Here is a 19,405-nt window from a genome sequence, read left to right on the forward strand (position 1 = left end):
GGTAACCTACCCCAATAAAACCTTTCACCCAGGGACACAAAAAAACCGGCTCAGAAGAGCCGGTTTTATATTTTAAAGTCAATTGACTATATACCAGATCAGGCATTCACCTTACCCTTCACCTTGGCCACCACTTCTTCAGCGATGTTGTTGGGTGCAGGTGCATAGTGAGAGAACTCCATGGTTGAAGATGCACGGCCTGAAGACAGTGAACGTAACTGTGTTACGTAACCGAACATTTCACTCAGGGGAACTTTGGCCTTGATAACCTGTGCTCCGGCACGGCTGTCCATGCCTTCCATCATACCGCGACGACGGTTCAGGTCACCGGTAACATCACCCATGTACTGGTCAGGAGTAACTACTTCCACTCTCATGATGGGCTCCAGCAGAACCGGCTTACACTTGCGGGCCGCCTCACGGAAACCTTGCTTGGCGCAGAGTTCGAATGACATCGCATCGGAGTCAACCGCGTGGAAGCTACCGTCGTAAATGCGCACTTTCATGCTCACTACCGGATAGTTGGCGAGTACACCGTTTGTCATGGAAAGCTGGAATCCTTTCTGAATGGCAGGAACGAATTCACGGGGAATGGATCCACCAAACAGGTCATTCACAAATTGGAAGCCCTGTCCGGGGTTTGCTGCCAGCCATTCTTCATCAGCTGCGCTCAGTTCAAACACGATATCAGCGAACTTACCACGACCACCAGTTTGCTTTTTCAGGGTTTCACGGTGTTCAACCTTACCGGTGAAAGCTTCTTTATATGCAACCTGGGGATTACCCTGGTTAACTTCAACTTTGAATTCGCGACGCATACGGTCGATGATGATTTCCAGGTGCAATTCACCCATACCACGAAGGATGGTCTGGCCTGTTTCTTCATCTGTATTTACACGCAGGGTAGGATCTTCTTCTACCAGTTTGGCGATGGCCATACCCATCTTATCAACGTCGGCCTGGGTCTTGGGTTCAACAGCAACAGCGATTACCGGCTCAGGAATGAACATGTTTTCCAGGGTGATCGGATGGTTCTCATCACAAAGGGTATCACCTGTTTTGATTTCCTTGAAACCTACGGCAGCACCGATATCACCTGCTTCGATGAAATCGATCGGGTTCTGCTTGTTGGCAAACATTTTCATGATACGACTGATACGCTCTTTCTTTCCGCTGCGTACATTCAGGACATAAGAACCTGCATCGAGGTGTCCTGAATAGGCGCGGAAGAAGGCCAGGCGACCAACGAAAGGATCGGTCATGATCTTGAAGGCCAGGGCTGCAAATGGTTCTTTTGCATCAGGCTTACGGGTGATGGTCTCACCGGTATCAGGATGCGTACCTTCGATAGCGTCGATATCAACCGGGCTGGGCAGGTAACGGCAAACCGCATCCAGTGCAGTCTGAACACCCTTGTTCTTGAAAGAAGAACCGCACATCATGGGAACGATGCTCAGGTCAATAGTTGCCTTACGGATCGCTTCGTGCATTTCTGCTTCGGTGATGGAATTGGGATCTTCGAAGAATTTCTCCATCAGCATGTCGTCGTATTCGGCAACTGCTTCCACCAGGCTGGCTCTCCACTCTTCTGCTTCAGCAAGCATATCGGCGGGCACATCAATTTCATCGAAGGTCATCCCTTCAGTTTCGGCGTGCCAGATGATACCCTTCATCTTGATGAGGTCAACCACTCCCTTGAAGTTATCTTCAGCTCCAATTGGAAGCTGCAGGGGAACGGCTTTCGCACCCAGCATTTCCTTTACCTGCTTCACTACATTCAGGAAGTCGGCACCGGAACGGTCCATCTTATTTACGAAACCGATACGGGGAACCTTGTAACGGTTGGCCTGGCGCCATACCGTTTCTGATTGCGGTTCAACACCATCAACCGCACTGAACAGGGCGATCAGCCCATCCAGAACGCGCATGGAACGCTCCACCTCTACAGTGAAGTCCACGTGGCCCGGAGTATCAATGATATTGAAAGAATATTTTTTAGACTCAGGAGTAACAGTACCCTTGTCGGTTGGGAAGTTCCACTGGCAGCTTACGGCAGCAGAAGTGATGGTAATCCCCCTCTCCTTCTCCTGTTCCATCCAGTCGGTTGTTGCAGCACCGTCGTGCACTTCACCGATCCTGTGAATCATACCTGTGTAGCGCAGGATGCGCTCTGTAGTAGTGGTCTTACCGGCATCGATGTGTGCCGCAATACCAAAGTTTCTTTGAAATCTTAAGTCTGCCATTGTTGTATGTTAAAAATGTTAAGCCTGTTTTTTCGGCCTGATCCGGCAAATGGGACCGGTTAGCTTAAAGCTCACCTAACCCAATTTGGAGCGCAAAGGTAATAATTAGGAATGAAAAAAAATTATCATTGTTGACAAGTCAGAAAAAAAGCGTATTTGAGGCAATCTGCGGCCAAAACGGGAGAAACCAACAGGATATCCACTATTTGAAAAATATGCACATAAAATTGACTGACATATTGGTAGATATGTACAAGCGATGTAAATTTAAAAATCTTTCATTTTTAACCCATTTCTCACTCAAAATCACGAACTAATATGCCCACAAAAAAGAAGGCCGCCAAAAAAGCACCGGCCAAAAAGGCAGTAAAAAAAGCTGTAGCCAAAAAGGCCGTAGCCAAAAAACCAGCTAAAAAAGCTGCAAAAAAAGCGGTAGCCAAGAAGGCTGTAGCTAAAAAAGCAGTAAAAAAAGTGGCAAAAAAAGCAGCTCCTAAAAAAGCCGCCCCCAAGAAAGCAGCAAAAAAAGCAGCCCCTAAAAAAGCTGTAAAAAAGGCCGCACCCAAAAAAGCAGCAGCAAAAAAAGCAGCTCCGAAGAAAGCCGCACCCAAAAAAGCCGCTCCAAAGAAAGCAGCCAAGCCAGCCCCCAAGCCTGTAGCTAAACCAGCAGCAAAAAAGGCCGCATCTAAAAAAGCCCGTAAACCGGCCCCCAAAGCCGTAGCACCTGCAGTTCAGCAGGAAATGCCAATCGTGGAAGCACCTGTAGTTGACACACAGGCTCCGGTTGAGGGAACTTCTGAAAATTAATCAGGTTCAACTAATAAACGAAAAGCCATCCGCAATCGCAGATGGCTTTTTTATTTGCTGAAGCCGGTAGACTTCCTTTTTTATCAGGTAGCCCAGGCTTTATCACCCTTGTTGTAAGGAATACATCCTTCGTATTTTCCGGGAACCGGTACATACCGCAGCGCCTGGGTTGCACCAACTTCAGAAGTGAAGTATCCCTGCAAGGTCAGGTCCTTCATCATCTTGAAATAATGGTTCGGGTCCTCCGGCTTTTTACTTTTCTGGTACTCACGCTGCTCCTTGTCCAGGGCAGTAAGCAACTCTTTGCGCTGGGCCGCGTCAATATTCATGAAATCCTTTCCAAATTGCTTCTCGCTGGCAGCCTGCAGGGCTGCAATACCGTCTACGAAAACTTTCTGGTTTTTCTCCTCGTAACAATCGGTTACCATGATTTTCATGAATGCACCAACCTTGGCAGCTTTTGCACCCGGAGTACTGGTGGTGGGAATAATGGTTTCTGCCACTTCATCCAGCAACGCAACCTCATCCGCACTGAAATCAGTTAAACCTGTTTTCTTTTCTTCAGTTTTGCATCCTGTCAGAAACAGATTGGATCCAACCATTGTACCTCCGAAGATGAGAGCTAAAGTTGAAACGGCTTGTCTACGCTTCATATGATTTTATTTTTTCGGTTATTTATTACTGTTATATGTTTCCTTTTTTCAGTTCATCCACAGCATGTTCAGCAGCTCTTGCCGTTAATGCCATATAGGTCAGTGACGGGTTCTGGCACGCTGATGAGGTCATACATGCACCGTCTGTTACAAAAACATTCTGCGCATCCCATACCTGGTTCCATTTGTTGAGCACAGAGGTTTTGGGATCATTTCCCATCCTCGCTGTTCCCATTTCATGAATACCATGCCCCATGGCATGCCCCCGGTCATAGGTATTTATATCTTTCACGCCTGCCGCTTCCAGCATGTTGACCATTTCCTGTTTGATATCTTCCCTCATGGCCATTTCATTTTCCTTGAGTTCGGCATCCATGGCCAAAACAGGTAGCCCCCACTTGTCCTTCCTGCTTGTGTCAAGAAAGATGCGGTTTTCATGGTATGGCAACACCTCTCCAAAACCGGTGGCACCAATCGTCCAGTGACCAGGCTCTGTCAGCGCTTCTTTTAATTCTGCCCCTACAGATAATTCAGCTACATCCCTGCTCCAGCCGGTGCGGCTTGCAGCGCCCTGGTAGCCAAACCCCCTCAGGTATTTGCGTTTGTCACCATTGATGTTTACAAAACGGGGGATGTAAAATCCATTTGCCCTGCGGCCGGTATAATACCTGTCTTCATAACCTTCCACTTTACCCACAGCTCCCAGGTTATAATGATGATCCATTACATTGTGCCCCAGTTCCCCCGAACTGCTGCCCAGCCCGCCCGGCCAGATATCGGTGGCGGAATTGAACAACACCCAGGCCGAGTTCAATGCTGATGCACAGAGGAAAACAATCTTCGCCTTGTAATTATAGGTCTTGTTGTTTTCAGCATCCAGCACCTCCACTCCATTTGCCTTTTTCGAGTTCTTATCGTACAGGAGCTTTGTTACTATTGAAAACGGCCGTACGGTCAGGTTCCCTGTTTTTCGTGCTGCAGGCAGGGTTGATGATTGCGTGCTGAAATAGCCGCCGAACGGACATCCTTCCCAACACCTGTTACGGAACTGGCACTGCGTCCTTCCGGGAATAGGCGCGGTCAGGTTGGCCACCCGGCCAATGATGAGGTGACGGTTTGAACCGAATTTCTCCTTTATCCGCTGCGCCACATCCTTCTCCACACAGTTGAGGTCCATCGGTGGCAAAAACTGCCCGTCCGGCAAATGCGGAAGGCCTTCCTTCGAACCACTGATACCGGCAAAGCGTTCCACATGATCATACCATGGCGCAATATCCTTATAGCGGATGGGCCAGTCGATCCCGTGCCCATCCCTGACATTCGCTTCAAAGTCGAGGTCACTTAACCGATAACTCTGCCTGCCCCACAATACAGACCTGCCGCCCATCTGATAGCTCCGCCACCAGGTGAAGGGCTTCACTTCCGTATAAGGGCAATCCTGTTCATTGGTCCAGTAATCCATCACTGCCTCATTCAAAGCCCATCCCCTGGAAATAACGGGATAGTCCTTCTTGTGCTGCTCGGTTGCTGTTCCCCGATGCAAAAACTCCCAGGGGTGTTTATTGGCTCCTTTGTAATCTTTGATGTGCTCAAAATCACGCCCCCGTTCCAGCATCAACACTTTGAGTCCTTTCTCCGTAAGTTCCTTTGCAGCCCAGCCACCACTGATACCGCTGCCCACTACAATGGCATCATAGGTATAGTCTTCCTGGGCTTTGCCGTTGATGTTCACCAGCGTTGAATCTCCGGGCATATTGACTGATTAAAGGTTTCCTTTTTTTAATTCACTTACGGCATAGTCTGCAGCTCTTGCGGTCAACGCCATATAAGTGAGAGAGGGGTTCACGCAGGCACCTGATGTCATACAGGCACCATCAGTTACGAATACGTTCTGCGCATCCCAAACCTGGTTCCAACCATTGAGTACGGAAGTTTTCGGTTCACGTCCCATACGAGCAGTACCCATTTCATGGATACCACGGCCCATGGTTCCGTCACCGTTTCTCTTCTGCACATTTTTCACACCTGCGGCTTCCAGTATCTCGGCTGCGTCATTAAGGATATCCTCGCGCATCTTCAATTCATTCTCCCTCAATTCGCAATCAATAGCCAGTACATTGAGCCCCCACTTGTCCGTGCGGGTCTTATCCAGGCTGATTTTGTTTTCGTGATATGGCAGGATCTCACCGAAGCCACCCATACCCATAGTCCAGGTACCTGGTTCGGTCAGCGCTTCCTTGAGTTCAGCGCCGATACTGAGTTCGGCAATATCACGGCTCCAACCCTGACGGCTGGCGCTGCCCTGGTAACCATAGCCCCTTACGTAGCCACGTCCTTCGTCTCCTTTAAGGTTACGGAACCTCGGGATATAAAATCCATTCGGACGACGGCCGGAGAAATATTTATCATCATATCCTTCCACTATCCCCCCTGCACCAATACCCAGGTGGTGATCCATCAGGTTATGCCCCAGTTCACCACTGCTGCTTCCCAATCCGTCGGGCCAGATATCAGTGGCAGAGTTCATCAGAATCCAGGTGGAGTTCAGCGCCGATGCATTCAGGAATACAATCTTAGCATAGTACTCATATGTTTTGTTGGTTTCTGCATCCAGCACCTCCACTCCTTTCGCTTTCTTCGTATCCTTATCATACAGGATCTTGGTTACGATAGAAAAGGGACGAAGGGTGAGATTTCCCGTCGCCATGGCAGCCGGCAGCGTGGCAGACTGAGTGCTGAAATAGCCACCGAACGGACAACCCAGCCAGCACTTGTTGCGATACTGGCAATTGGTTCTGTTATTATGCGGAACGGTCAGGTTGGCACTTCTGCCGATGATGAGCCGGCGTGCATCCTTATAGTGTTTACGAATCCTGTCGGCCGCATCTTTTTCAACGCAGTTCAGTTCCATCGCAGGCATGAATTCGCCATCGGGTAACTGTGGCAGCCCTTCTCTGGAACCATTTACTCCTGCAAATTTCTCTGCATAACTGTACCAGGATGCGATGTCCTTGTAACGGATCGGCCAATCCACGCCATGCCCATCTTTCAGGTTGGCTTCAAAATCGAGGTCGCTGAAGCGATAACTCTGCCGGCCCCAGGTGAGGGAACGACCGCCAACATGATACCCGCGGAACCAGTCGAACCGCTTGATCTCAGTATAGGGACAATCTTTTTCATTAACCCAGAAATCCAGGTTGGTTTCGTTGAGCGGGTAATCCCTTTTCAAAACGGGATAATCCTGGATCATCTGCTGGGTGCGTCCTCCCCTGTGCGGGAATTCCCAGGGATGCTTGTTCGCACTCACATAGTCTTTGATGTGCTCAACATTTCTTCCCCTTTCGAGCAGAATGGTCTTCAGACCTTTTTCGGTCAGTTCCTTTGCAGCCCAGCCGCCACTGATTCCGGAGCCAATGACAATGGCATCATAGGTGTTCTCAGCCATAATATTTGTTTGTGGTTTGTTTTGTTTTGATTGATTTTTTATACGTCGCAGATCTGTATTGCTTTTCTGAGAGAGGCTATCTTATCGGCTGCAGCAGGAATGAATTCCTGGGCCACATAACCTTTGAAACCGGTAGCCACAATGGCTTTCATGATGGCAGGATAATAGAGCTCCTGGCTTTCATCAATTTCATGTCGGCCCGGATTTCCGCCCGTATGGTAATGCCCGAAATAAACATGATTGTTCTGGATGGTACGAATGATATCACCTTCATCTATCTGCATGTGGTAGATATCAAACAGCAGTTTGAAATTGGCTGATCCCAACCGCTTGCACAATTCAATGCCCCAGGCGGACCGGTCACACATATAATCCTTGTGGTCCACGCGACTGTTCAATAATTCCATTTGAAGTACCACGCCATGCTTCTCTGCCAGTCCGATGATTTTTTTTAAACCCTCTGCTGAATTTTTCAAACCGGTTTCATCATCCATTCCCTCTCTGTTGCCGCTGAAGCAGATCAGGTTCTTAAATCCGGCTTTTGCTACCGCCGGAATCATTTCGGAATAGTTTTTAACCAGGGTGGTATGGTATTCAGTATGATTAAATCCATGAACAAGGTTTATCTCAGCGCCGTTGCACATGGAAGAATTGAGACCATGTTTTTTCAGCACATCCCATTCTTTGGGACCTACCAGGTCGATTGCCTTTATACCAATCGTTTTGGCAGTTGTACAAAGTTCATCGAGGGATAAGTGACCATAAGTCCAGCGGCAAACCGCATGATTGATATTGCCTTTCATGGCTACTTTTTCTTCAGATTCCATAACTGATGCCATTCCACTTACCGGGGCAAGCGCAATGCCCGCGCCGGCGGCCAGCATCTTTTTAACGGCATTTCTTCTGGTTGGTTGGTTTTCCATATTTTAAATGTGGATATGGTTCCGGTTGCGGATTAAGCTCCGGCTATTGTTACCTTTTTTTTGTTACGCATATAAATTACCAGTACTGTAAAAGCCACCACCAGTATGATGGGAATAACAGCGGTTGCCCGCAGCACTTCAGGGCCCGCAGTAAGTTGGGCCTGGGCATATTGGGTTGCTTCGGGGGTGCCCGCTGCAGCAGACCGGAAAGTATCCAGCACCGCGCCTTCAGGAAGCTGTTTCGCAAGCAGGCGGTCATAAAATCCCCCCATGAATAAGGTGTAGATGGAAACCGCAAACATTCCTGCGCCACCCACCAGGTTCAGTCCGAGCGCACCTGATTTCGGAATATTTTCCGCCACGAAACCGATCATTGTGGGCCAGAAATAACATACGCCCAATCCGAAAACAAGCGCAGCTACATAGATCATTCCACCACTGACGGAACTCAGAAGGTAAATACCTATTGCCGCCATAATTGCAGACATCAGCAAAACACCCGCCGGGGAAAATTTATGCACTACAGGTTCTGCCAGGCCGCGCCCTACCACCATCACACCGGTAGTAATGGTAAGGATCAGAATCGGGTTGTCAGTAACATTATTCAGCAGTACGCCCACCCACTGGCCCGTAAACAGTTCTGTGATGGCTGTACCAAACATGCAGATGAACATGAAAATGAACAGGGGGCTGGCAACAGCCTTGTACATATCGGCTGTAGACACACCGGAAGCCACACGCTCTGTAACGGGGAAGTCTAACCGGGAAAACAGGTAGCCGTAAATAATTGTGGGGATCAGCATCATGGCTACCTGCACCTGCCAGCTGATTCCCATCTTATCAAAAAAGAAGACAATAAGCGTTCCTATTACAATACCACCGGGGAACCACAGATGGAAGTGGTTGAGTTTGGTAGTCTTGTTCTCTGGATAGAGTGTTGCCACCAGCGGGTTACAGGCGGCTTCCACAGTTCCGTTGGCAATACCGATCAATAAGGTTGAAAGGAAAAGGGTCCAGAAACCACCCGCGAAAATGGTCAGCAGGATTCCAGCGAGGTGAAACACGAAAGCAGCTACCAGTAATTTCTTCATGCCGATGGCATCCACCACCATTCCTCCGATTACTATAGCCAGTGGAAAACCCCAGAAGGCTGTGGCTGCAATGGATGCTAATTGGGAAGCGTTCAAATGAAAATCAACTCCCAACCGGTTCAATATACCGGCACGGATTCCAAAGGAAAGAGAAGTTACTAAAAGAGAAAGGCAGCTTGCTACAAATAATTTGTTACGGTTGATGTTGGCTTGCATATCATTAGTTTGGTCAAACAGAGCAGTGCTAAATTTATGCGATTCGTGTGTATTTCTGACACTCAGACAAGAAATTTGAAAAAAAAAATTTCATAACAGTTGTTAGCTTAAACTATTTTATCAGATTCTTCACTTATTTTATCCCTTTGATGAAAGGCCGGATTTTCGGACGATGAATTAACTGAATCCTTTAATTTAGCCTTCACACTTCAAACAAATTCATTTCTAACGATGGGTGATCTCCAGATAAAAAAACAGCCGAAAAATTACGATGCAGTTATTGTAGGCTCAGGAGCAGGCGGAGGGATGGCTGCTTATGTTTTAGCTAAAGCGGGACTGAAAGTTTGCCTGCTGGAAGCCGGTCCCATGTACGATCCGGCAAAAAATGTAACACAGCTCAAAAACCCGTGGGAATCACCGCGCAGAGGTGCCAGCACCAGGTTCAGACCTTTTGGTGATTTTGATGCCTGCTACTGGGGCTGGGAAATTGATGGAGAACCATACACCAAGGCTGCGGGTACGCAGTGGGACTGGTGGCGGGCGCGGATGCTCGGCGGCAGAACCAACCACTGGGGAAGGATATCCCTTCGTTTTGGCCCCAAAGATTTCAAGAGAAGAAGCATTGACGGTCTCGGTGAAGACTGGCCTATCTCCTACGATGATATCAAACCCTTTTACGACAAGGTGGACCAGTTAATCGGCGTATTCGGCACCAATGAAGGATTGGAGAATGATCCCGATGGAATTTTCCTCCCGCCGCCAAAACCCCGCCTTCACGAATTGGTTGTTAAGAACGGAGCAACCAAGGCTGGAGTTAAAGTAATCCCTTCCCGTATGTCGATGCTGACAAAACCAATCAACGACAAACGCGGTTCCTGTTTTTATTGCGGCCAGTGTAACCGGGGCTGCCAGGTTTATGCCGATTTCTCTTCCTCTTCCGTATTAATCAAGCCGGCCATCGAAACAGGTAATATAGACGTTGTGGCCAATGCTATGGCACGTGAAGTGCTCACCAATAAAGAAGGACTGGCCACCGGTGTTTCCTATGTCAATAAGGACGACATGATGGAATACCAGGTAAATGGTAAAGTGGTGATACTGGCTGCCAGCGCCTGCGAAAGTTCCCGACTGATGCTCAATTCCAAATCAGACCGACATCCGAACGGCCTGGCCAATTCCAGCGATGTAGTGGGAAGATACCTGCACGATTCTACCGGTGCTGATATGGGGGGATTCCTCCCACAACTCCTGGGCCGCAAGCGATATAATGAGGATGGTGTAGGCGGAATGCATGTGTATTCTCCCTGGTGGCTGGATAACAAGAAACTTGATTTCCCGCGTGGTTATCATATTGAATACTGGGGAGGTATGAGCCAGCCTGCTTATGGCTTCGGCGGAGGTATCCAGTTCATGAACGGCAAATATGCAGTGAACGGCAAACAGAAGGAAGGCGGTGGATACGGTGCTTCCCTGAAAGAAGATTATCGCTTCTTTTATGGTGCCAGCGTGGGTATGGCAGGACGGGGTGAGGCTGTTGCATACCGTCACAACAATTGTGAGATCGACCCTAATGTAGTGGATAAATATGGTATCCCGGTGCTGAAGTTCAACGTGAAGTGGAGCGAACACGAGATCAACCAGGCCAAACACATGAAGGAAACTTTCAGGGAAATCATGCATGAAATGGGCGCGGTGATTACCTGGGGAGGAGACGACGGTCCTGAGAATAATTACGGTTTACATGCCCCCGGCAAGATCATCCATGAAGCTGGTACTGCCCGGATGGGCAACAACCCCAAAGACTCGGCACTGAACAAATGGAACCAGGCCCATGATTGCAAAAACCTGTTTGTGGTGGATGGCGCCCCATTTGTATCGCAGGCTGACAAAAACATCACCTGGACCATCCTCGCCTTGTCGATGAGGGCAAGCGAATACATCATCGACGAGTTGAAGAAACAAAATATCTAACCTTTCATCCCTGTTATATGGACAGAAGAAAATCGATAAAGGCCCTGGCACTTGGTACCATTTCCGCAGGAATCCTGCTGGATGCCTGCAAGGAAACCGACAAGAAAACGGAATCGCCGAAATCTTCAGAACCCGCGGCCGGCAAACTCGACCGGATGAAGGAAGAAGAGGACCATTTCAAGAAAGTAAGTTCAGAGAGGTTTTTTACCGATCATGAACTGGCAACCATCACCATACTTGCAGATATCATAATTCCGGCAGATGAAGTAAGCGGAAGCGCATCTGATGCAAAAGTCGCAGATTTCATTGAGTTCATCGTCAAGGATATGCCTGACCACCAAACCCCTATGCGGGGCGGATTAAGATGGCTAGACCTGCAATGTTTCAAGCAGTTCGAAAAATCGTTTAAGGATTGCAGTGAGCAGGAGCGGATTAAAATGGTTGACCAGATCGCATATCCTGCGAAAGCAAAACCCAATATGAAACAGGGTGTTGCTTTTTTCAACCTGATGCGTGATCTTACTGCCTCTGGTTTTTACACTTCAGAAATCGGTGTGAAGGATATTGGCTATGCAGGTAATAAACCTAACCAGTGGAATGGCGTACCCGATGAAGTTCTGAAACAATACAACCTGGCTTATACTGAAAAGGAATTAAAGGAGTGTATCAGCTATAACAAATAAACAGTTCAGGCAATGGGCAGAAAACTCAGGATGGGAATGATTGGCGGTGGCAGGGATGCTTTTATCGGTGGTGTTCACCGGATTGCCGCCTTCATTGATGGCGAAATTGAAATGGTATGCGGTGCTTTCAGCAGCAATCCCGAAAAATCAAAATTAAGCGGCGAGGAACTGAAGCTTTCTGCCGACAGGGTTTACGGATCTTTTGAGGAAATGATCCTGAAGGAAAAAGAATTGCCGGCGGATAAAAAAATGGACTTTGTAAGTATTGTTACTCCCAACCACCTGCACTTTGCCCCCGCGAAAATGGCTATGGAGCACGGTTTTCATGTAGTGCTCGACAAACCCGCCACATTTACGCTGGCAGAGGCGATAGAACTTAAAGAAGTCATTGACCGCACCGGTGCTTTATTCTGCCTTACACATACCTATACCGGATACCCGATGATCAAGGAGGCAAAACACCTTATTGCCACAGGAAAAATCGGAAAGGTGCGAAAGGTTTTTGTGGAATACCCACAGGGATGGTTAACCGAATTCAGGGAAGGCAGCAATTACAAGCAGGCTGCATGGCGCACTGACCCGAAAAGAAGCGGGATTTCAGGTTGCATGGGTGATATTGGCACCCACGCATTCAACATGGCTGAATATGTCAGTGGGCTTCAGGTACAATCTATCTGCGCGGACCTTCATATTGTGGTACCGGGACGTCTTCTTGATGATGATGGTGCCGTACTGTTAAAATTTGAGCATGGCGCAACAGGTTTTTTATACGCCACACAGGTAGCTGCCGGTGAGGAGAACAATTTAAAGATCAGGGTATATGGAGAACTGGGCGGTATTGAATGGCAACAGGAAGATGCCAATACCCTGCAGGTAAAATGGCTGCATGAGCCTACACAGATACTGAGGGCAGGAACGCCTTACCTGAGTGCTAATGCCCGTTTTGGAACCCGCACTCCCCCTGGTCATCCCGAAGGATATCTCGAAGCTTTTGCCAACCTCTACCGCAATTTTGCACTCACTCTCCAGGCCCGTCTGTCGGGTGATGCGCCGCGTCCGGAATGGCTCGATTTCCCCGGAATCGAAGCAGGCATCCGTGGAATGGCATTTATTGAAAACGTGATTGCAAGCAGTAAAAGCGAACTGAAATGGACCCCGTTTGATCCGGGAAGTTAGCATTCAGCGCGAAGAATTTAATTCCCGGACACAAACAACAATCCGCAAACACCAAACTAATTTGAAATGACAACCTTAAAAGGACCCGGTATTTTTCTCGCCCAGTTTATGGGAGATAATGCGCCTTTCAACAACCTCAGGTCTATCTGCCTTTGGGCCGAATCTTTGGGCTTCAGGGGAGTTCAGATACCTACCTGGGACAGTCGCTGTATTGACCTGCAGAAAGCTGCTGAAAGCAAGACCTATGCTGATGAAATAAAAGGTATTATCGAAGAATGCGGTATGCAGATTACGGAGTTGTCTACCCACCTGCAGGGCCAGCTGGTAGCGGTTCATCCTGCATATAATGAACTCTTTGATGGCTTTGCGCCCGAGTCTGTCAGGGGCAATGCGGCAGCCCGTACCGAATGGGCGGTTCAACAATTAAAATATGCCGCACAGGCATCGCGTAACCTGGGGCTCAATGCACACGCGACTTTCAGCGGATCCCTGCTTTGGCACACCGTTTATCCCTGGCCGCAGCGTCCGGCCGGACTGGTGGAAACTGGCTTCCGTGAACTGGCTAAAAGATGGAAACCCATTCTCGATGTATATGAAGAGAACGGGGTTGACCTTTGTTATGAAATCCATCCAGGTGAAGACCTGCATGATGGCATCTCCTATGAATTGTTCCTGAAGGAAGTGAACAATCATGCAAGGGCCTGCCTGTTGTATGATCCGTCCCATTTCGTATTGCAATGCCTCGACTACCTGGAATATATTGATATCTACCATGAAAGGATCAGGATGTTCCATGTGAAGGATGCTGAGTTCAATCCAAGCGGACGCCAGGGCGTATATGGAGGCTACCAGAGCTGGATCAACCGCGCCGGCAGATTCCGTTCCCTGGGAGATGGCCAGGTGGATTTCGGTTCAGTTTTCAGCAAACTCGCTGCCTATGATTACAAAGGCTGGGCCGTGATGGAATGGGAATGCTGTCTTAAACATCCTGAAGATGGTGCAAAAGAAGGTGCTATCTTTATTCAGGATCATATCATCAGGGTAACCGAAAAAGCATTTGATGATTTTGCCGGTACCGGATCTGATGAAAATTTCAATAAAAAGATTTTAGGAATTCAATAAACAAACAACAATGAAAAAGTACTTCATTCTGGCGGGTATCAGCGCCTTTGCATTTGCATGCGGAAATTCAGCTACTGAAAACAAAGCCGGGGAAACTGCGGCCGCAACAACAGAACAGACTGCACCTGCTGCTGCAGAACCCTCTGCCAACGAAGAGAAAGGCATCGAACTCATCGCAGGCAATGACTGTCTTACCTGTCATAAAGTAAATGAAAAATCTATCGGTCCTTCTTATACAGATGTTGCCAACAAATACAATGCAGACGATGCTACAATTGCAGATCTGGCAGGTAAGATCATCAAAGGAGGAAGCGGTGTTTGGGGAGAAGTTCCCATGACAGCACATCCTCAGTTGTCTGAAGATGATGCCAAAATCATGGTGAAATACATCCTCTCACTGAAAAATCAATAAAATGATAAAACAGACTGTAACAGTCTTTTCAATTGCCCTCCTGACTATGTCTGCATGTAGTTCCACCCAAAAAACTCTGGGCGATAATATGCTCAGCAAACAGGAAAAGCAGGAAGGCTGGCAACTGCTCTTTGATGGCGTAAGCACCAAAGGCTGGCATACTTACGGTAAATCCGAGGTAGGGGCAGCCTGGCAGGTGAAGGATGGCACCATTTTCCTGGATGCAAGCAAAAAAGCAGGATGGCAAACCAGTGGTGGTGGCGATATCGTCACCAACGATGCGTTTGAGAATTACCATCTGAAACTGGAATGGAAAATTGCGCCCAACGGCAACAGTGGAATCATTTTTAATGTACAGGACGATCGTGCCAGATATGAGCATGTGTGGCATACCGGAATGGAAATGCAGGTGCTCGATAATAATGGCCATCCTGATGCAAAGATCCACAAACACAGGGCCGGTGATTTGTACGACCTGATTGCCTCTTCGGTTGAAACCGTGAAACCGGTAGGAGAATGGAACCTTGCTGAGATCATTCAGAACCAGGGCAAACTGGAACTGAAACTGAATGGTGCAACGATTGTAACCACTACCCTTTGGGATGAAGGCTGGAAAAATCTGCTGGCAAACAGCAAGTTTAAAAACATGCCTGATTTCGGACGCTTCAGAGGTGGCAATATTGCCCTGCAGGATCACGGCGATAATGTCTGGTACAGGAATATCAAAATTCGAAAACTCTGATAATAAAGGCCGCATCAGCGGCCTTTACCGTTTATATGAAAAGAATAGTTTCCAGTTTACTTCTAATCTTTGCATTATCGGATGCCGGCAGTCAGCATTCGACCCGGCAATCTGTGGAATCATCCCCCCTTACCAAACCCGGGATTCTCTTATATTCAGCCACAAAAGGCTTCCGGCATTCATCCATACCGGATGGAATTGAAGCCATTCAAAAAATGGCAGTAGTACACAACTGGAAAATTACTGCAACAGAAGACAGCCTGTATTTCTCAACACATGACCTGCAGCAGTTTTCGGCTATTATTCTGCTGAATACTACAGGGAATATTTTTGACAGCAGCAGTGAGCGGGCCCTGCAGCAATATATCCGTTCCGGTGGTGGTCTTGCCGGTGTGCATGCGGCTACAGACTGCGAATATAACTGGCCCTGGTACAATCAATTGATCGGGGCCTATTTTGAGTCGCACCCCGCAATACAGACAGCTACCATCAGGGTAAAGGAAAAACACCCTTCAACCGCCCATTTGGAAGGCACCTGGGTCAGGAAGGACGAATGGTACAATTTCAAAAATCTCTCCCCGACCGTAAAAGTATTGCTGGAATTAGATGAAACAACCTATAAGGGAGGGAAAATGGGTACCAGCCATCCAGTTGGCTGGTACCAGGAATTTGAAGGTGGCAAAGTGTTTTATACGGCTCTCGGACACACAAAAGAATCCTATACGGAACCCGCATTTCTGAAACATCTTGAGGGAGGAATCCTTTCAGTAATGAGGAAGTAAACAGGATTATGGGGCTGTTTTCACTCCATTCTATTCACTCGTCACCGCTCACACCTCACAAAAGGTTTGCCTTGATATAAGCGATGCTCTTCTGGATACTGCCAATATGATCCGGAACATAGTTGGTCTCATGCTCCAGGAAGAAATGTTTCATGCCTGAAGTCTTTGCGGCTTTAAAGATCCGCTTGTAATCAATGGTGCCATTTCCGATTTCAGTATTCTGTGCACGGTTGGCCTTATCCATGTCTTTAACATGCCATAAAGGTACCCTGCCCTTCATTTTTCCAAACAGTTCCACAGGATCCACACCCGCATAAACTGCCCAGAACAGGTCCAGCTCCCATTTTACAAGGTCCTTATCTGTTTCACTGGTCATGATATCAAAACCGGTTGTTCCGTCATAGGATTTGAACTCAAAATCGTGGTTATGGTAAACCAGCTGGAGACCTGCTTTTTTGCAGATAGTTCCGGCTTCATTGAGTCGGGCGGCAATTTTTTTGTAGTCATCCAGGCTGGCCCTTTTATCAGCCGGGAGGTAGGGAATGGTCAGGTATGGACTCTTCAGCTCCAATGCGGCACCGACCATTTCATCCAGTTCAGCTTTACCGGCCTCTGTACCTTCAAAAATAAACTTCCCGGGCATATAATGACCACTGGGAACTTTCAGTCCCAATGATGACATAAATGAGGCAAATTCCTTAATGGGAATACCAAAGAAGCCTCCTTTACCAAAGCCATACATTTCGACCTCGGTAAATCCGGAAGCGGCTACTTTTTCAATAGTACCCCGGGGGTCTTTCGCCACCAGTTCGCGAAGGGTGTACAACTGGATTCCGACATTTTTGTATTTTTTTGCGGCAAGCAAAAGGTCGGGCATCAATAACATCGCGGGAGTAATTAATCCCGCATTTTTTAAAAAGGTTCTGCGTGTTGACATATGGTCAAGTTTGGAATGTTACTGCGTTGGGCGCAGATTGGTTTGGTTTATTTGTGTCAATTAGACACTCAATTTACTAATTTAGTTCTTACCACGCTTAAAAAACAAAAGCCGGTCCTGAAAAGGACCGGCCTATAAAAAAGGTATAATATCAGTTAGATACGGAAGTGTGAGAATGCCTTGTTGGCTTCAGCCATACGGTGGGTATCTTCTTTCTTCTTGAAGGCTCCACCTTCACCCTTGGCCGCAGCAACGATCTCGTTAGCCAGCTTATCAGCCATGCTACGACCGTTTCTTTCACGGCTGAAACGGATCAGCCACTTGATGCTGAGGGAAATCTTCCTGTCAGGACGAACCTCGGAAGGAATCTGGAAGGTAGCACCACCGATACGGCGGCTGCGCACTTCCACAGCTGGGGTTACATTCGAGATAGCTCTTTTCCAGATCTCATATCCGTCTTCACCGGTAATCTTGCTTACCTTATCAACTGCGTCGTAGAAGATCTCAAATGCTACACTCTTCTTGCCCTGCCACATGATATTGTTGACAAAACGTGTAACCAGTTTATCGTTATACCTGGCATCGGGCGCCAGAGGTAATTTTTTGGCTTGTGCTTTCCTCATGGGAGAACTATTTTATATTATTTTTTACCAGCTTGTTTTTTGTCTCTCTTGGTACCGTATTTAGAACGGCTCTGCTTTCTGTCTTTAACACCGGCAGTATCGAGGCTACCACGAACAATGTGGTAACGTACACCCGGAAGGTCCTTCACACGACCGCCGCGGATCAGTACGATTGAGTGCTCCTGCAGGTTGTGACCTTCACCCGGAATATAGGCGATAACCTCCACTTTGTTGGTCAAACGAACCTTAGCCACTTTACGCAGGGCTGAGTTTGGTTTTTTAGGGGTCGTGGTGTACACACGGGTACAAACACCGCGACGTTGAGGGCAGGCATCCAGCGCCCTGGACTTGCTTTTTGCCTTGATGATTTCTCTACCTTTTCTTACTAATTGCTGTATTGTAGGCATTCTAACCTTTTTTATTTGGGACGGCAAAGGTAAAAACCATTGCCAATAAAACAAAATAAAATTCTAAACTTTAAACATCCACTGGTGAACATCGGTCTCCCTGCCTTCTCTGATGGCGGCCAATTGCTCTTTAACTGCCGTAGCAACCGGGAATTTATTTATATCAAACTCCATAATGAAGTCCTTGTACCTCAACTCCTTAATAGGCGCGATAACAGCTGCTGTACCGGTACCGAAGGCCTCCTGTAGCTGCCCTTTTCCGTAGGCTTCCATCAGTTCATCAATATTAATCCTTCTTTCTTCCACTTCCAGTCCCTTTTCCCGCAAAACGGTAATTACACTGTCCCGGGTAACCCCAGCCAGGATGGTACCCTCCTCCAAAGATGGGGTAAACACCTTGCCATTGATGACAAAAAACACATTCATCATGCCCACTTCCTGCAACCACTTGTGCTCAAACGCATCAGTCCAGAGTACCTGGTCATATCCAATTTTCTGGGCTTCCGTTGTTGCCAGCATACTCCCTCCGTAGTTTCCTGCATTTTTGGAAAAGCCCACCCCACCCGGTGCAGCCCTTGTATAATGCTCTTCCACCAGAATTTTCATCGGTTTGGCATAGTAGGGTCCCGTGGGGCTCAGGATGATAAGGAACTTATACGTTTGGGACGGACGAACCCCCAGCATGTGATCTGTAGAGAACATGAAAGGGCGTATATATAAGGAATGGTCTTTAATGGCAGGTATCCAGTTCTTGTCAAGCGCAATCAGTTTACGCATTCCTTCAATAAAGATTTCCTCAGGCACTTCCGGCATATTCATCCGGAGAGCTGATGTATTGAAACGCCTGAAATTATCATAGGGCCTGAAAATGACCGCATTGCCGTCCTGGTCTTTGTACGCCTTAATACCTTCGAAAATCGCCTGCCCATAGTGCAGGGCTGCCAGTGAAGGTTCAAGTTCCAGGGGCTGGTAAGGCTTGATGGAAACAGATTTCCACTCGCCATCCACATAATCCGCTTCCAGCATGTGATCAGTGAAATATTTGCCGAAGGGGAGGTTTTCAAGAACAATGTCACGGAGCTTACTGTGCTCAACTTTATGAACAGGTATATCAAAAGCTGCAATCATATTGGTACATTTGCTGCAAAGTAACAACGATTTAAGTGGGCGACCAA

The 19,405-nt window shown here is 47.8% G+C and carries 18 protein-coding genes; 7 read left to right on the plus strand and 11 right to left on the minus strand.

What is annotated here, in order from left to right; all coding sequences use genetic code 11:
* Positions 1–98: 98 nt before the first annotated feature.
* The 7 genes from fusA to BC349_RS03635 form a co-directional block, all read right to left on the minus strand.
* Positions 99–2,243, minus strand: a complete 2,145-nt coding sequence (gene fusA, locus BC349_RS03605; protein WP_187255369.1) for an elongation factor G — start codon at positions 2,241–2,243, stop codon at positions 99–101.
* Positions 2,244–2,539: 296 nt separating this feature from the next.
* The gene (locus tag BC349_RS03610; RefSeq protein ID WP_187255370.1) at positions 2,540–2,953 is read right to left on the minus strand and encodes a hypothetical protein; all 414 of its coding nucleotides are present in this window, start codon (positions 2,951–2,953) and stop codon (positions 2,540–2,542) included.
* Positions 2,954–3,130: 177 nt separating this feature from the next.
* Positions 3,131–3,700, minus strand: coding sequence for a gluconate 2-dehydrogenase subunit 3 family protein (locus BC349_RS03615; protein ID WP_187255371.1), 570 nt, complete (start codon positions 3,698–3,700; stop codon positions 3,131–3,133).
* Positions 3,701–3,731: 31 nt separating this feature from the next.
* Positions 3,732–5,453, minus strand: coding sequence for a GMC oxidoreductase (locus tag BC349_RS03620; protein WP_187255372.1), 1,722 nt, complete (start codon positions 5,451–5,453; stop codon positions 3,732–3,734).
* A gap of 9 nt (positions 5,454–5,462) precedes the next feature.
* Positions 5,463–7,145: a GMC oxidoreductase gene (locus BC349_RS03625; RefSeq protein ID WP_187255373.1), complete on the minus strand. Its 1,683-nt coding sequence runs from the start codon at positions 7,143–7,145 to the stop codon at positions 5,463–5,465.
* A 38-nt stretch (positions 7,146–7,183) separates the two neighbouring features.
* On the minus strand, positions 7,184–8,068 hold the full coding sequence (locus BC349_RS03630; protein WP_187255374.1) for a hydroxypyruvate isomerase family protein: 885 nt from the start codon (positions 8,066–8,068) through the stop codon (positions 7,184–7,186).
* Between the two features lie 32 nt (positions 8,069–8,100).
* Complete coding sequence (locus BC349_RS03635; protein WP_187255375.1) at positions 8,101–9,375, minus strand: MFS transporter; 1,275 nt, start codon at positions 9,373–9,375, stop codon at positions 8,101–8,103.
* 231 nt (positions 9,376–9,606) lie between these two features.
* Here BC349_RS03635 and BC349_RS03640 point away from each other — a divergent pair, with 231 nt between their 5' ends.
* From BC349_RS03640 to BC349_RS03670, 7 genes are all read left to right on the plus strand, one after another.
* Positions 9,607–11,346, plus strand: coding sequence for a GMC oxidoreductase (locus tag BC349_RS03640; RefSeq protein ID WP_187255376.1), 1,740 nt, complete (start codon positions 9,607–9,609; stop codon positions 11,344–11,346).
* 17 nt (positions 11,347–11,363) lie between these two features.
* Positions 11,364–12,029 (plus strand): gluconate 2-dehydrogenase subunit 3 family protein, encoded by a 666-nt coding sequence (locus BC349_RS03645; RefSeq protein ID WP_187255377.1) that lies wholly within the window; start codon positions 11,364–11,366, stop codon positions 12,027–12,029.
* 12 nt (positions 12,030–12,041) lie between these two features.
* A complete protein-coding gene (locus tag BC349_RS03650; RefSeq protein WP_187255378.1) occupies positions 12,042–13,205 on the plus strand; it encodes a Gfo/Idh/MocA family protein in 1,164 nt (387 codons plus the stop codon).
* Positions 13,206–13,271: 66 nt separating this feature from the next.
* Positions 13,272–14,327, plus strand: a complete 1,056-nt coding sequence (locus tag BC349_RS03655) for a sugar phosphate isomerase/epimerase family protein (protein WP_187255379.1) — start codon at positions 13,272–13,274, stop codon at positions 14,325–14,327.
* Between the two features lie 10 nt (positions 14,328–14,337).
* Positions 14,338–14,739, plus strand: coding sequence for a c-type cytochrome (locus BC349_RS03660; protein WP_187255380.1), 402 nt, complete (start codon positions 14,338–14,340; stop codon positions 14,737–14,739).
* A gap of 1 nt (position 14,740) precedes the next feature.
* On the plus strand, positions 14,741–15,481 hold the full coding sequence (locus BC349_RS03665) for a 3-keto-disaccharide hydrolase (protein ID WP_187255381.1): 741 nt from the start codon (positions 14,741–14,743) through the stop codon (positions 15,479–15,481).
* Positions 15,482–15,516: 35 nt separating this feature from the next.
* On the plus strand, positions 15,517–16,263 hold the full coding sequence (locus BC349_RS03670) for a ThuA domain-containing protein (RefSeq protein ID WP_187255382.1): 747 nt from the start codon (positions 15,517–15,519) through the stop codon (positions 16,261–16,263).
* A 55-nt stretch (positions 16,264–16,318) separates the two neighbouring features.
* Here BC349_RS03670 and BC349_RS03675 read toward each other — a convergent pair whose 3' ends face one another.
* The 4 genes from BC349_RS03675 to BC349_RS03690 form a co-directional block, all read right to left on the minus strand.
* Positions 16,319–17,200, minus strand: a complete 882-nt coding sequence (locus BC349_RS03675; protein ID WP_187255383.1) for a sugar phosphate isomerase/epimerase family protein — start codon at positions 17,198–17,200, stop codon at positions 16,319–16,321.
* Positions 17,201–17,355: 155 nt separating this feature from the next.
* The gene (gene rpsG / locus BC349_RS03680) at positions 17,356–17,823 is read right to left on the minus strand and encodes a 30S ribosomal protein S7 (RefSeq protein ID WP_187255384.1); all 468 of its coding nucleotides are present in this window, start codon (positions 17,821–17,823) and stop codon (positions 17,356–17,358) included.
* A 17-nt stretch (positions 17,824–17,840) separates the two neighbouring features.
* Positions 17,841–18,230 (minus strand): 30S ribosomal protein S12, encoded by a 390-nt coding sequence (gene rpsL / locus BC349_RS03685; RefSeq protein WP_187255385.1) that lies wholly within the window; start codon positions 18,228–18,230, stop codon positions 17,841–17,843.
* 63 nt (positions 18,231–18,293) lie between these two features.
* Complete coding sequence (locus BC349_RS03690; protein ID WP_187255386.1) at positions 18,294–19,358, minus strand: branched-chain amino acid aminotransferase; 1,065 nt, start codon at positions 19,356–19,358, stop codon at positions 18,294–18,296.
* Between the last annotated feature and the right edge of the window lie 47 nt (positions 19,359–19,405).

The sequence above is a fragment of the Flavihumibacter stibioxidans genome (assembly GCF_014332695.1).
Classification (GTDB): Bacteria; Bacteroidota; Bacteroidia; order Chitinophagales; family Chitinophagaceae; genus Flavihumibacter; species Flavihumibacter stibioxidans.